Origin of the sequence: Novosphingobium kalidii (assembly GCF_040534015.1) — a bacterium.
Classification (GTDB): Bacteria; Pseudomonadota; Alphaproteobacteria; order Sphingomonadales; family Sphingomonadaceae; genus Novosphingobium; species Novosphingobium kalidii.
This window is the reverse complement of sequence record NZ_JBEWLY010000009.1, coordinates 1-14,747: the sequence shown is the minus strand read 5'-3', so window position 1 is coordinate 14,747 and position 14,747 is coordinate 1. Positions and strand designations below refer to the sequence as shown.

Sequence of the window (14,747 nt, the reverse complement as noted above, 5' to 3'; positions counted from 1 at the left end):
AGATCCGCTAGAATATTTCTTCGGTTTTCCGGGGGCAGGGGCGCCCAAGGCCTTGTCTATAGGATGCTGCGGCAGCTCCCAATCTTCTTGCCGGCTTTATTTGCGGTGTCCGTAGTTTCAACAGGTGGCTTCTCAACGTTACCTATGGCGATAGTGAGCTTCGCAACGCCTAGGAAAAGCAGCGGCGCAAGAAAGCAGAACAGCAGCGCTTTACTGGTGAGCTGATAATGGAGCACGGCTCCCACTGCATCTTTTCTGATCTGCAAGATGCCGCCGTCGAAGACAGACATCTTGTCTTGAGCGACCTGGTCTTTCTTGCGGAAAGTCAGCGTGTCGTCTGTCTGGCGGTGGCTGGTGCCACTTTGATCGAACAGAGGGTCGAGCTTGCCGAAGACGTCATCACTCGATTGCTCGGGCCGGAGTGGCAAGCTGCCCCTGATGTGCCAGATCCAGTCGACAAGCCGTGAGTTACATGATCTCCTTACGAAAGAGCGCTTCGGTTTCGTTGTGCTGCGAGGCCGGGCTTAGGAGGATCGAGCGGATCGTCACTCGGCCGGCACTGCGGCGGGCCTGGGGAGTCGCTCCTTGAGCCTGTTCCAGCCCTCGGTGAAGGGAAACGTCATCGTCTCCCTGATCGACATTGGGCGTCCGCCCTCCATGCCGAGCCGTTCAGCCTCGCCGTCAACGCACGTGCCGAATAGGCGGTCGATAATGATCCAGGTGCCGGAGTAGTTGCTGCGGCTGGCTTCGAAATCCTGAGAATGGTGCACGCTGTGGTGCTCGGTCGTGTTGAAGACGAAGCGCCACCAGCGCGGCGTGTTGAAGCGCACGTTGATGTGCTGGTAGGTGCCGACCGCGAGGCCGAGGGTTCCGGCGAGGAGGGCGGCGCGCGGCATGAAGTCGAAGAACCCGCCGATACCGAGCCCGATCAGGAACAGTTCGACCGGATTGCCGACGGCGCCTTTGTTGATGTTCAACTGGGTGATGTAGTGATGCGGTGCGTGAGTCAGCCACAGCGGGTACCAGTTGTGCATGCCGCGATGCATCCAGTACTGGCCAAAATCGAAGATGAAGGAGATCAGGAACGCTTGTATCAGCAGCGGTAAGCCCATGAACCAGGCAATCTTGTCCCAGGCAAAGGCGCTCTGAGCGGCTTCAATCATGACACCGTCACCGATGAAGCTATCGACTATGCGCAGCAACGTATAGCCCAGGCCGACATAGAACAGGTCGGTCACCAGTTCCTTCCACGTCAACTGCCAGCTTTTATGGCGTGGATTGACCCATTCCAAACCCAGCAGAAGTACCTTGAAACCGATGCCGATGCCGATGGCGGTCGATGCCGTGGCGATCGAATTGGGCGCATAATACCAGAACGCGATCAACGCGCAGAGGACAGTGGGTTGGAACCAGGTGAATACGAACTGCTTCACCGGACCGCCTTCTACCCTGGGGACGTTTTCCCACCCCACGGTAACAGGCGCCTGCGCGCCAATAATTCGTTTGCCTACGCGAACTCCGCTCAACTTTGCCTCCGCGCACCGAAAATCACCTTAAGGATGCCATCAGCGCCGCAGCGGCGGCATACGTCATTGGACGTATCCTTAGGTTCCTCAATCGGTGTGGGGTGACAGTATCAACCGCCACCCACGGGCGGCATCAGGGCTTGAGGACCGTGACACTGACCAACGGGATTGCTTTGTACCGGGCCGACAACTCGCGCTTGATCGCAGCAGCCGTGAGTTCACGCACGCGCTCCTCATCAAGGCTCGACTGCACATATGCTGTGACGAGCAGGGTGTTCTGCCCAGGGATATCGGCGCGCGTGAAAGAGGCGTTCACCTGAACCGGCTGAACCCCTTCTATTCTATCGACAACCGATCTGGCCGATTGTGTGGCCCGTTGCGCCGTCGATGAGCGGAGAAGCTCGGGGGGATTGCTCATTTGCCAAACCACCAAAGCTCCGAGCACGGCCAGCGTCGAACTCCACAAGGCGCCCCTCGCCTTGCGGCTCCCACGGGAAAGTCGAACCCCCCGTGGCGTTACGCCGTAAATCCGGAATACAATGGCACCCGCGACATTGATGCCCGCGATCTGAAGGATCAGGAGAAAGGCGGCGGATTTGACGATATCCCATTCACCAATCGCGGCGCCCATCCCCACCAGACCGGCAGGAGGGGCAAGCGAGGCAGCGACGAGCATCCCAGTCGCCGCTCCCGTCACCAGACTGCTGCGTTCGGACTGACAAAGGTTCAAAGCGCCCGCAGCGCCCGCCACCAGCGGCAGGAGTACTGCCACCGAGGAGATAAGGCTCCTGTCGACCATAAGCTGGGTAGCGATTTGCTGCCGCATGATCATGCTCAGCACGAAGGCAGTGGAGATGCAGACAGCCAGTGCCGCGCCATAGCGAAGCAGGGATCGACCGAACAACGAAGCGTCTCCACGCGCGGTTGCCAGAGCGGCATTCATGGCGGGTGAAGCGAAAGGTGCGATCAACATCGCCGCCGTCAGAAGGTAGATTGTCTCCGCGAAGAGACCAATCCACACAACGATGCCTGCTGCGGCAGCATAACTGAGAAACGCGGTCCAAGAACCTACACTTTGGAGCCCGCTCAAGAAGACCTCTAGCGGACTCCTTGGCTCGACATCGACTACCTGCTGAGCCGCCTCGGATGAAGGAGGTCGGAGGGCGACGACACCTCTTGGAGCAAACGTGATTCTCACATCGGAAATGTGCTCCAGCGCCGCGACGAGTTGCTCGACCCTGGAGTTTCCGATGTTGAGGTCGATAATTTCGAACTGGTCGTCACCGTCATGAGCTTTGCTCACCTGAACATCGGTGGCGCCAGCTTTGGCTGCCACGTGCGATGTCTCGCGTCCTTGTCCACTTGGGACACGTATTGTCAGGTGCCGCATCGATCCTCCTGAAGGAGGAACGCCTCAGGAGCGTTAGGTTGCAAGCGGCGCGTCAGAATGCCGTCCCACCGCACCCGCGCTCTGGCATCGTAAAACTTGAGCGGCGCCGTTCAGGCTGCATCGCGCGTGTAGATTGCGGTCAAGCCTTTATTCCGCCGCCAGCCTGTTCGGGATCTCCGAGCGAGCGGCAGAGTTGGTCTGTTCACGCTTCCTCCCGATCAGCGTGCCCTTCGCGCCGCCGCCCTCATACTGGAAGGCGATGTCCGGCCACCGCTGCTTCCATCGGCGGGCGATGTACCTTTCCCCTGGTCGCGCCGCATCATCGAGAACGATAACCCCTGTCGAGGAAAGTCTTGAAAAGAGCACCTCCGCAGCGCCCCGGACGAAAGGATGAATAGCCCACGGGGGGCCATCGATAACCAGGAGATCTATTTCCTCCGGCGGCTCGTCGATCTGGTACCACTGCCCCGGCCAGTCGCAGGCGCGGAAGGTCAGCGGCGCGTGCTGTAGTCTGACGGGAAGACGGTAAGTGGCCAGCCATGCTTCGACCTCGGCAACGAAGCTTGCGTTTTGATCATAGCTGTAGAGCTTTCCGCCACTGCCAGTAAGCGCAAGCGCTTTGGCAAGAACCAGGGTGGTCGCCCCGCAGCCAAGCTCTACGATGACCCGCGGCTTGTTTTCCTCGATCAGATCAACGATGCGGTGCAACAGGTAGGTGTCCGCTTTCCAGCTGCCCAGATGCGGCAGGGCACCGGCCCCAAGGTCAAGCCGGTTGAGCAGCGCATCCTTGCTCGCACGCGATCCGCCGTGGAGGCTTCGCAGTAGCCACGGCCACTGAACAAGCGAGAACGCAACTTGGAACAGTTGCTCTCGCAAGGTTTTGTTCTGCGTCGCCTCAGGTGCAATCGACAGAAGGGGTGTAAGCTCTCTGGACGTCACGCGGTCTCGCTTTGCTTTGGCTGCGGGCTAAAGGGCGCCGCTATCAGGCCGTTCTTATTGAACGACTTGGTAGCGGCGTCCGGATAGCTCATTCAGCCATGTCTGAGCTTCTTGTGACAGTAGCCTTACATCCACTGCCGCCTCCACGCGGCTGTAAGTGTCTGGCTAACACCGTCCGTAGATGCGAGGCCAGATACAGTTTCTTGTAAAAACGATGATCGATCGGAAGAGGCCTCATGCCAGATGCGACAGTTCGAAAGTGTCGGGATGGGCGAGTTGCCAAGCCGTGGTGTAGAAGTCGCTGCCGGAGCTGCCTCCCAGAAGTTCGCCGGCGGCGAGGAAAGTGTGCAACTGAGAGAACAGGCGGATTTCGGTCTGGCTGACGCGCCGAACGAGATGGTGTGGTCCGATTTTGCTTGGGTGCTCCACCCCTGCCGCGGCAATCATCTCTGAAAGGGCGTGCAAAGTGTTTCTGTGGAAGTTGAACACCCGCTCGGCCTTGTCGGGCACCACGAGCGCCCGCTGACGTAGCGGGTCCTGCGTTGCAACTCCGACCGGGCACTTGTTGGTGTTGCAGGTCAGGGACTGGATGCAACCCAGCGCGAACATGTAGCCGCGGCCGGCATTGACCCAGTCGGCGCCAAGGGCGAGCGCGGCGGCTATGTCGAACGCGCTGACTATCTTGCCGGCGGCTCCGAGCCTGATCTTGTTGCGTAAGCCGGCGCCGACCAGCGTGTTATGAACGAACAGCAGGCCTTCGCGCATCGGCATGCCAAGGTGATCCGAAAATTCGAGGGGAGAAGCGCCAGTGCCTCCTTCTGCCCCATCCACCACGATGAAGTCCGGCAGAATGCTGGTCTTACGCATGGCCTTCACGATCGCCATGAATTCCCAAGGCTGGCCAATACAAAGCTTGAAGCCGACCGGCTTGCCATTGGACAGTTTCCGCAGCTGCGCGATGAACTCCATCATCTCCACCGGCGTGGAGAAGGCGCGATGGCGCGCAGGTGAAATGCAGTCCTCCCCCATCGGAACACCACGGGTAAGCGATATCTCTTCAGTCACTTTGGGGGCCGGCAAGATGCCGCCGTGGCCCGGCTTGGCGCCTTGGCTCATCTTGACTTCGATCATCTTGACTTGGGGGTCATTGGCCTTCTTGGCGAACGCGTTCGGATCGAAGTTGCCGTCAGCGGTTCGACAGCCGAAGTAGCCGCTGCCGAGCTCCCAAATGAGATCGCCGCCGTGCTTTCGGTGATATGGGCTGATGCTCCCTTCGCCAGTGTCGTGGGCAAAGCCACCCAGCTTCGCCCCCTGGTTCAAAGCGAGGATCGCGTTTGCGCTGAGCGAACCGAAGCTCATGGCTGAAATATTGAAGATCGAGGCAGAGTAGGGCTGCGTGCAATCGTCGCCGCCAATCCGCACGCGAAAGGTTGCCGGGTCCGCTGCGGGTGCCGGACGCGTGGAGTGGGCGATGAACTCGTACCCGTTTTTGTAGACGTCCAGGAGTGTGCCGAAGGCGCGCTCGCTACTCTCGTTTTTCGAGCGGGCATAAATCAGGCTGCGCTGACTTCTCGAAAACGGCGTTTGATCGAAGTCCCCTTCAATCAGGTACTGCCGGATTTCCGGGCGAATGTCCTCGAAGAACCATCGCAAGTGACCGACGATGGGATAGTTCCGTCGTACTGAGTGAACCGGCTGCGTAAGATCGTAGATACCTAAGCCGACCAGGAAGGCTGCAACGGCAAAGAGCGGAATGGCCCAGATCGCAGGCAAGTAATAGCCGCTGACGATCGTGCTGATGATCGCGATGGCAAGAGCGGTGAACCGTGTGAAGAACATTTAGACTCCGAGGTGTCGAACTGACCCTGTCCCGACGGCGCGCCGGTTGTTTCGTGCAGGACCCTGATCCCACGCTGGCAACGCACAAGGCGAGGTGCGGTTCTGTGATCTCACGTGCTGCCTATCAGCCGGCACAGATCCTCGCGGAGCGTACAGGCTCGTAAACGGACGGCTAGGGCCAGCGCTGCTGCGGATGCATCTTGCGCTCCTGGCAGTGCGCGGCAAAGATTGGCCGCATGGGCTCCGCTTCAGCGATCGCAAAAGCAATTGCTCATCATCGCCGGTGAGCTGATACTCATGCCAGTCAACGCTGCGTCCCCCTCGGTCTGGACGGAGGGCGTGGCTATAAAAAACAAAGGAGAGAGTTTTGAAGGCCTACACCGTCACTGCCGCTATGTTGGCCGCCTTGCTAGTCTCCGGCACAGGCCGCGCAGCTGAAAGAGCCAGCGCAAAGGTAACAGAACAACCCGAGGAGAGTGCAGCCATGGCATCATCGCACAACGAGTTGCAAAGTCTGGACGAAGCCAAGAAGCAGCCACATGGGCGCCTGGAAGGGATTGTCCTCGATTTCCTCACCGTGATGGACCGGGTGGTGAACAAGGATAAGCAGCCTGCGATCACGACCGAAGACTGGGAGCCATTGGGCGACCTTGTCGACCGAGAGAACTTTCGCCGGGTGGGGAATTACGGCGTGCGCAACGATTGGCAGAGCTATGCCGAGTTGCTGACCCAGTGGGCTAACCATGCCTGGTGGAAAGGCTACATCTTGAGAATGCGTGAAGTGCCCTCCGGAGACGGTAAATCCGGCCTGGTCTACCTCGAAACCGAAGAGCGTTCGAACTCGAGTCACCCCGTCAAGGAAGATGGGGACTATAGTACGCTTGCATCCATTGCCGTTTACGAGATCAACCCCGACGGCAAAATCAGCAGTCTGAGGGTTTACGACCAGAGACCTCTTTGATCGGCTAGCGTGGCATGTCCGCCGTGCTTGCCGTCACCCGCCTCCTGCGCGGTGTAGACCTATCCGGAGAGGTGCGTCAGGGGTGGGGAGCGGCGTGAGGCGGCCGGGATCAATTCAGCGACGGCAAGGAGGTGCGTTTCGCATCGTCATAAGCGATTGCACTGCACTTGACTGGTCTTACCAAATGGGGTGATGCGGCAAGGCTGTGTGCATTTGCACAGCTTGCTTCATTCGCTGAACCTGCATCAAGGTGGGGAGGCGACGGGGAGGATATGGATGGCATCCTGCAGTCGCACTCTACTCGCACGTCGAGATATCGCACCGAGTGCAGCAATGCCGCACAGGTCTAAGTGGCCGGCCAGGAAGTCGGGTCCGGTCAAACATGTCCTGACAGTCGCCGGAATGCCGATCAGTCTTGTCTGGTCTCTGGCTGCCCCGGTCACATCCAGCGCGCAAGACAACCCGCCCACGGCCAAGGCTGAAGCGCCGAGATACCACCCGGAGAACGATTCGATGTTTTTGCAGCCTTACGTCGACATCGACGGGTGGCGACAGGGGAGAGACCGCGACAAGGGCTATGGCAGGAATTGTCCTGTCTCGCGCGCTCACCTCAATTTGGTAAGCTGCGCGAACGGCTGCTTTGAGGGTGATGCTTCACACGACCGCAGGGGCGCCGCGGCAAATGCCAGCGCGTTCATTGCCCAGGTTCGCGAGCACCAGCGATGAGGCGGTCGCGCGGACACTTGCGGTGGTGGATCATCGGCCTCGTCACGCTTGGCACGATCCTCAACTACCTTGCGCGCTCAACGCTGTCGGTGGCCGCGCCGACGATCAAAGCCGAGTTCGGGATGACCACCGAGCAATACAGCTGGGTTGTGCTGCTGTTCCAGGCCGCCTACACAGTGATGCAGACAGTCGCCGGTGCGGTGCTGGATGCCCTCGGCTTGCGCCTCGGCTTCTTCATCTTCGCGATGGGCTGGGCGCTCTCGAACATGGCGCATGGACTTGCGACTGGCTGGCAGAGCCTGGCCTTTTTCCGGACCCTCCTTGGCGCCACCGAGGCTGCGGCGATTCCCGCCGGCACCAAGGCAGTGTCGGAGTGGTTCCCCGCGCAGGAGCGTCCGCTCGCCACGAGCGCGTTCCAGATGGGCACAAGCGTCGGCAACATGATAGCCCCGCCGCTCGTGGTGTTCTGCATCCTCAGCTACGGCTGGCAGTCCGCGTTCGTGGTGACGGGTGGTCTCAGCGTGGCGTGGGCGCTTCTGTGGTGGTTCGCTTATCGCAGTCCGGCCGAGCACTCGCGGCTGGGCGCGAATGAGCGTTCCTACATCGAGCAGGACCGTGGTGAACCACCTTCCGCGCCGCCGGCAACGCGCATGGCGGTACTGCGCACGCGCAGCTTCTGGGCGATAGCACTGCCACGCTTTCTGGCCGAACCTGCGTGGCAGACCTTCAATTTCTTCATACCGCTTTATCTCGTCGCAGTGTGGAACCTCGACCTCCAGGCCATCGCCCTGTGGGCATGGCTGCCGTTCCTGGCTGCGGACGTGGGCTCGCTTGCCGCCGGTCTGCTGCCGCCGCTCTTGATGCGTTATGGGGTCGGCACGCTGAATTCGCGCAAGATCACCATGACGATCGGCGCCATGTTCATGTTGGGGCCCGCTTGCATCGGCCTAGCGGGCTCCCCGGGGCTGGCGATTGCGCTATTCTGCGTCGGGGGCTTCGCTCATCAAATGCTGAACGGTGCGCTCATCACCCTGTGCTCAGACATTTTTGACGGGCGCACGGTCGCGACCGCAAGCGGCATGGCGGGCACGGTTGCCTGGATCGGCGGTATGCTGTTCACGTTCCTGATCGGGCAAAGCGCGGAGGTCTACGGGTATAACCCGCTGTTCGTGGCGCTCGCCGCCCTGGACATCCTGGGAGCTGGGGCACTGTGGCTGCTTCTGCGCAAGCGGGCGCTTGCCCGATCGGTCACCTAGATAAGCGTGCCTCGTCGTGGAATGTGGGTGAAGGCAATTCGTAGCAAGGAGTACGACTGCAACACATCAGTTTTGCGGCCAACCGCACCGTGCTCAATTTGGCTCCAAGCGACACGAAGTCAGCGCGTTCGTTCTTGGACGCGTGGTGCCCCGCGCTTCACAGGGCGGTACTTGTTGATTAGACGAAAGGGCCATGGCGATTACGACCTTTCGCGCATTCGCCCTTTCCTGGTTCATCGCCCTGGCTGGCTGCTCCCGCGAGGCACCGGAACCGGAGCGTGCGCCGGTGCCCGTGGTGGCTCAGGAGATTCGCGCCCTTCCCGAGCAGCTTGAGGTAGAAGCGATTGGATCGGCGCGGGCGGCCACCTCTGCCGAGATCTTTCCCGAGACTGCCGGCCGCGTGACGCAGGTGCTCTTCACTGCCGGCGACTTCGTGCGCGACGGGGAGCCACTCCTCCAGCTCGATGCGCGGGCCGAGCGGCTGGCAGTGGAGGCTGCACGGGTCCGAGTGCGCGAGGCGAGCCAGTTGCTCGCACGCTATCGCAGGATCGAGGATACCGGCGCACTGTCCGCCAGCCAGATCGAAGCAGGAGAGACCGCGCTCGCCAGCGCCCGCGTCGCGCTTGAGCAGGCGCAGACCGATCTCGCCGACCGCACCGTGCGCGCGCCGTTCTCCGGCCATGTCGGTCTAACGGAAATCGACACCGGCGACCGTGTCAGCGATGCTACGCCGATCACTCAGCTCGATCAGCGCGGCAAGCTCTTTGTCGATTTTCCCGCGCCTGAAGAGGTCTTCAGTGCTTTGCGGCCCGGCCAGGTTGTGCAGGTGACGCCCTTTTCCGATCCCTCGCGCACGATCAATGCGCGGGTCGTGGCCACCGACACGCGGGTTTCGCAGGACCGCCGTGACTTCATCGTACGGACTGCCATCTCCAATTCAGACGACCTTCTGCGCCCCGGCATGAGCTTTCGCGTCCTGTTCGCCCGCAACGGCGAGGCGCGTCCCGCCGTGCCCGAACAGGCGATCGTCTGGGGCGGTGAAGGTTCGCACCTGTTCATTGTGCGAGAGGGCAAGGCGGTCCGCGTACCGGTGACGATCACCTCACGCCGCGAAGGACTCGTCTTTGTCGATGGCGCGATCCGCCGTGGCGACCGGGTGGTGGTCGAAGGCGTGCAGAAGATGCGCGATGGACAGGAGGTTCGCCTGGTTAGCGGCGGCAGCGCGGGCCGCCAGACGGTGCGCCTGCGCCCGGCCGCTTCATCTCCCCCCGCCGCAGCACCGGCGGAGCGGTGAAGGACCGCGACGATCTGCCCATGCTGGCGGTCAAGCGGCCGCTGCTGATCGGCGTGCTGAACCTGCTGATCGTGATCGCCGGTATTGCGGCGATCATGGGTGTTGAGGTGCGCGAGCTGCCCAATGTCGATCGCCCGATCGTTTCCGTCAGCGCAACCTTGCCCGGCGCCGCTCCTGAGACGATGGATTCGGAAGTCACCAGCCGGCTTGAAAACGCTGTCGCGCGCGTCTCCGGCATTCGTCAGATCAGCGCTTCAAGTGAAGAGAACAACGCGCGACTTCGAGTTGAATTCAACCCCGGCACGGATCTCGACACCGCCGCCTCCGATGTCCGCGAGGCGGTAAGCCGCGTGACGCGCGAGTTACCCGAGCGAGTCGAGCAGGTTACTGTCGTCAAGGCCGATCAGGACGCGCAGCCGATCATGACCTTGGCGGTCCAGTCGACACGCTACGACCAAGCCGAGCTGACCGGCATCGTCGAAAACGATATCATCCCCGAATTGCTGACCGCCGAAGGCGTCGCTAGCATCGAGGAGTTCGGCACTCGCGCACGTCAAATGCGCATATCGGTCGATCCCGCGCGGCTTAACCGGTTTGGGCTGACGCTGACCGATGTCGCCGACGCGTTGGAACGCGCGCCATACGATGTGCCGGTCGGCTCTTTCCGCTCCAATGCGCAGGAGTTGGTCGTGCGTGCGGAGGCTAGTGCGACAAACGCTGCGCTGATCGAGAACATCGTCATATCAGGCACGACGCGGGTCGGCGACGTGGCCCAGGCAGGTTTCGCGCCTGCCAACGCAACCAATTTCGTCCGGCTCGACGGACGACCGATTATCGGTCTGGGCGTGGTGCGGCAGGCGAGCTCCAACACGATAGAAATCTCGGACTCGATCCGCGCCGCAGTGAACCGGCTGAACGAGCGTTTTGACGATCTGCGCATCGAAGTCGTGTCCGACGACGCGGAGTTTATTCGCATCTCTGTGCAGGAGGTGCTGATTACCCTCGGCGTCACAATCCTCGTCGTGGTGGGCACCATGCTGCTCTTCTTCCGCGCATGGCGACCCACCGTAGTGCCGAGCGCAACCATACCGGTAGCGCTGGTCGGCGTGGTGGCAGGTATCTGGTTGATGGGCTTTTCCATCAACTTGCTCACGCTGCTTGCGCTCGTCCTGGCGACTGGGCTTATCGTCGACGACGCTATCGTGGTGCTGGAGAACGCGCAGCGCCTGCAGAACAAGGGGCTCGGGCGCCGCGCCGCGGCAGTCGTCGGCACGCGACAGGTCTTCTTCGCCGTGATCGCGACCACCGCAGTGCTCGTCTCGGTGTTCGTGCCGATCAGCTTCCTGCCATCTGAGGTCGGACGGCTATTCCGCGAATTCGGCTTCGTGCTGGCGGTGGCAGTGATCCTGTCGAGCTTCGTCGCTTTGACGCTGGTGCCCGCGCTCGCCGCTCGCTTCGACCTGACGAGCAGCGACCCGGCCCCTGGGCGTCTGGCGCGATGGGGCGTCGTCGCGACGCAGCGATACTCACGCTTGCTCCAGCACTGCCTCAATCGCCCGCGCTGGGTGGGGCTGGTCTCGGTGGTGCTCGCCGTTTCGGCAGGACTGCTCTATGGCCAGCTCGAGAACGAGCTAGTGCCCGACGAGGACCGCGGCGTGATCGACGTAGACGCGACCGGACCCGACGGCGTCGGTATCGATTTCATGGACAGCGAACTCGACGAGGTCGAGCAGGTCCTTCAGCCTTATCTGAATAGCGGTGAGATCAAGAGCACCTTCTCAATCGTCGGGCGCTACGATCCCAATCGCGTCCGGGTAACCGCGCAGCTCGCCGGCTGGGGCGATCGCGAGCGCAGTCAGTCCGAGATCGTCCAGGAGCTGAACAAAGTTCTTCAGGAGATACCGGGATCGCGCACCAATGCTCGTGGCCGCGGCACCCTGAGCTTTGGCGGCGGAGGGGAAGGGCTGGAAGTGGCGCTGACCGGAGCTGAATATGGCACGATCTTCGAATCAGCGCGGGCGCTGGCGACGGCGATCGACACCCGGTCGAACATTCTTTCCAACGCCGACATCTCCTACCAGCCAACCCAGCCGCAGCTCTCCATCCGCATCGACCGGCAGCGCGCCGCGGATCTCGGCGTCGACTTAGACGATCTGGCGCAGACACTGCGCGCGATGGTGGGTGGCGAGGATCTGGTCGATCTCAATGTCGGGGATCAGGCAGTGCCGATCTTCCTGACGGCACAGGCGGTGACCGTCACCAATCCATCGGACCTGCGCAATCTCTACGTTCGGGGAGCCGCCAATGGCGAGAACACACTTGTTCCCCTTTCCAGTGTCACGCGGATCGAGGAACAGGGTATTGCTGCCGAACTCGACCGAACCGAACAACGCCGGGCGATCGAGGTCAGCGCCGATATCGCGCCCGGCACCCCCCTGCGCGAGGCGGTGGACGAGATCGAGAGACTGGCCGACGAATCTGTGAAGCCAGGTGTCGACATGCTGCTGCGGGGCGAGGCGGAGAGCCTCGAGGAGACCTCGAGCGATCTTCTGCTGACCTATGCCTTCGCGCTGGTGATCGTGTTTCTGGTCCTTGTCGCCCAGTTTGAGAGCCTGACCAGTGCGGCAGTCGTGATCCTGACAGTGCCATTCGCGCTTGCCGCGGCAATCTTCGCGCTTTTCCTCTCTGGCGTATCGCTCAACATCTATTCGCAGATTGGCCTCGTCATGTTGATCGGACTGATGGCCAAGAACGGCATCCTGATTGTCGAATTTGCCGATCAGCTGCGCCATCAGGGCCACACCGTTCGTGAGGCAGTGGAGGAAGCGGCAGCGGTTCGCCTCAGGCCCATCGCGATGACGCTCATCTCCACCGTCGTGGGCGCCCTGCCGCTGATCCTGGCGAGCGGAGCGGGTGCCGAAGCGCGCCAGTCCATTGGCTGGGTGATCTTCGGCGGACTGGGCTTGGCCGGTTTGTTCACCCTGTTCCTGACCCCGGTGATCTATCTTGCGGTGGCGCGGCTGGGTAAGCCACGCAAGTTCGATCTCGAACGCCTCCGCGAGGAGATCGAGGCGACTGATGAAGATACCACGATGGCGCCTGCATGATCGGCACAATCGGTAAGGGAGCGACGTTGGCGGGCACACTGGCTCTGGCCGCATGTGCCACGGCTTCCGATCCAGAGCTGCTTCCGGTGATCGCACCGCCTGCCGTCTACGCTACAAACCTGCCACCGTCCGGCCGAAGCGAGTCCTGGTGGACGGGCTTTGAGGACCCTGTGCTCGATGCACTGATTCGGCGCGGGCTCGCTACCAACCTTGATGTTGATGCGGCTGCGGATCGGCTGGAGGCGACGGCGGCGCTGCTCACGGCCGAACGCTCGGACCGACTGCCTTCAGTTGATGGCTCAGCGGCGGTCGACGTGGACCTCGGCAGTGACAACCGCGTGCGCAGCACTGCCGGGCTGTTCGGCCTTTTCAATCTCGATTTCAACGGGCGGCTTGCGGCCGAGGTCCGGGCGGCGGCCGCTAATTACGCCGAGGCAGACTACGTTCTCGCCGACCAGCGCCGCCTCGTTGCGGCAGCGATAGCCAACCAATACATCGAATATCGCCGCACGGGGGCGCAGCTTGATCTTCTCGAACAGTCCACCGACTTGCAGCAGCAGACGTTGCGGGTCGTGACACTGCGCTTTGAGGCAGGCCTCGCCGCCAATCTCGACGTACGGCGTGCCGCGGCGGACCTGGCACAGACGCGTGCACGGCTTGGTCTCATCTCGATCGACCGCACTGCTTCCGCCAATGCGTTGGCAGTCCTGCTGGCCGAATCACCCGGCAACTTCGCTCCGCCCTCGCAGCCGGATGGCAGTACCATTCCCAACTATGCTCGCGGTCCGGAAGCAGGTGTTCCGGCGGACCTCTTGCGGCGACGTGCCGATATCCTTGCGTCGGAAGCGAGGCTGGCGCAGGCGGCTGCGGCAATCGGGATCGAGCAGGCGGACCTGCGTCCCTCCCTGACGGTTCCGGGTACACTCAGCCTCGGTGCCGGAACGCTGAGCGAACTGTTCAGCAGATTCCTGGTCGGGATCGGTACGGCGCTCGACTTGCCGATCCTGGACGGTGGGCGGCGCCGTGCGGAAGTGGAGGCGGCGCGGGCCGAAGGGCAAGCGCGGCTGGCCGAATACCGCGCGGCCTTTCTTGAAGCGCTGGGCGAGGTTGAGAACGCACTTGTGGCGATTGAGGCCTATCGCCAGCGTAACGAGGATCTCGCCAAGGCAATCGAGCAGAGCGAGGCCGCTCTTGGCCAGTCCAACGCTCTTTACCGTGAGGGCCTCGCCTCGCTGTTCGACGTGCTCGACGCGCAGCGTCAGCTGATCTCAAGCCGCCAGTCGCTTATAGACAGCGAAGCAGCGCTTGCTTCGTCCTATGTCGCATTTCACGCAGCGATCGGCTCGTAGGTGTTCTGATAAAGCTTGTATGCGCTGTCGGTTCACCGCGACGTGAGGTGCCTCTGTTCTCACTACAGCTGACGTGGTGCTGAAAAACGCAGAACTGCGCGGCTTTGCACTAGCCCGGTGAACGAAGGCAAAAATCAGTGCTGTTCCAAAAAACTGCCTGGTGCGCAGCGCAGTCCAGAGCAGAAGCCGTCTCTGCCAGATTTCCCTGCTAACAAGGAATTTTCAGGGATTCGCACAAAAAGTCCGGGTTTCTATCGAGCTGCCCTGACGTCCTCCCTATTTTTTTCATCCACTTTGAGTGAGATTTTCCGGCGCTTTAGAGCCATCAGGCAAGGAGCTGGGAAATGAAGAAGTCGAGGT

The 14,747-nt window shown here is 61.6% G+C and carries 10 protein-coding genes; 5 read left to right on the top strand and 5 right to left on the bottom strand.

Translation table 11 applies throughout. The annotated features are described in order from the left end of the window. Window positions 1-56 precede the first annotated feature (56 nt). From ABVV53_RS05840 to ABVV53_RS05820, 5 genes are all read right to left on the bottom strand, one after another. Window positions 57-428, bottom strand: a complete 372-nt coding sequence (locus ABVV53_RS05840) for a hypothetical protein (RefSeq protein ID WP_353983461.1) — start codon at window positions 426-428, stop codon at window positions 57-59. A 117-nt stretch (window positions 429-545) separates the two neighbouring features. Next, a complete protein-coding gene (locus ABVV53_RS05835) occupies window positions 546-1,526 on the bottom strand; it encodes a sterol desaturase family protein (RefSeq protein ID WP_353983460.1) in 981 nt (326 codons plus the stop codon). 133 nt (window positions 1,527-1,659) lie between these two features. Next, window positions 1,660-2,862 (bottom strand): DUF389 domain-containing protein, encoded by a 1,203-nt coding sequence (locus tag ABVV53_RS05830; protein ID WP_353983459.1) that lies wholly within the window; start codon window positions 2,860-2,862, stop codon window positions 1,660-1,662. A 201-nt stretch (window positions 2,863-3,063) separates the two neighbouring features. Then, a complete protein-coding gene (locus ABVV53_RS05825; protein ID WP_353983458.1) occupies window positions 3,064-3,855 on the bottom strand; it encodes a class I SAM-dependent methyltransferase in 792 nt (263 codons plus the stop codon). 234 nt (window positions 3,856-4,089) lie between these two features. Then, the gene (locus tag ABVV53_RS05820; RefSeq protein WP_353983457.1) at window positions 4,090-5,694 is read right to left on the bottom strand and encodes an FMN-binding glutamate synthase family protein; all 1,605 of its coding nucleotides are present in this window, start codon (window positions 5,692-5,694) and stop codon (window positions 4,090-4,092) included. Window positions 5,695-6,061: 367 nt separating this feature from the next. On the opposite strand from ABVV53_RS05820, the gene ABVV53_RS05815 reads away from it, so the two are divergent. The 5 genes from ABVV53_RS05815 to ABVV53_RS05795 all read left to right on the top strand — a co-directional run bounded on the left by ABVV53_RS05815 (window position 6,062) and on the right by ABVV53_RS05795 (window position 14,387). Next, the gene (locus ABVV53_RS05815) at window positions 6,062-6,655 is read left to right on the top strand and encodes a hypothetical protein (protein ID WP_353983456.1); all 594 of its coding nucleotides are present in this window, start codon (window positions 6,062-6,064) and stop codon (window positions 6,653-6,655) included. Between the two features lie 722 nt (window positions 6,656-7,377). Further along, entirely contained in the window at window positions 7,378-8,637 is a 1,260-nt protein-coding gene (locus ABVV53_RS05810) for an MFS transporter (protein WP_353983455.1), read from the top strand. 193 nt (window positions 8,638-8,830) lie between these two features. After that, the gene (locus ABVV53_RS05805) at window positions 8,831-9,931 is read left to right on the top strand and encodes an efflux RND transporter periplasmic adaptor subunit (RefSeq protein ID WP_353983454.1); all 1,101 of its coding nucleotides are present in this window, start codon (window positions 8,831-8,833) and stop codon (window positions 9,929-9,931) included. Then, window positions 9,928-13,038, top strand: a complete 3,111-nt coding sequence (locus tag ABVV53_RS05800) for an efflux RND transporter permease subunit (protein ID WP_353983453.1) — start codon at window positions 9,928-9,930, stop codon at window positions 13,036-13,038. The genes ABVV53_RS05805 and ABVV53_RS05800 overlap by 4 nt, the downstream gene beginning before the upstream one ends. Then, window positions 13,035-14,387, top strand: coding sequence for an efflux transporter outer membrane subunit (locus tag ABVV53_RS05795; protein WP_353983452.1), 1,353 nt, complete (start codon window positions 13,035-13,037; stop codon window positions 14,385-14,387). The genes ABVV53_RS05800 and ABVV53_RS05795 overlap by 4 nt, the downstream gene beginning before the upstream one ends. Window positions 14,388-14,747 lie beyond the last annotated feature (360 nt).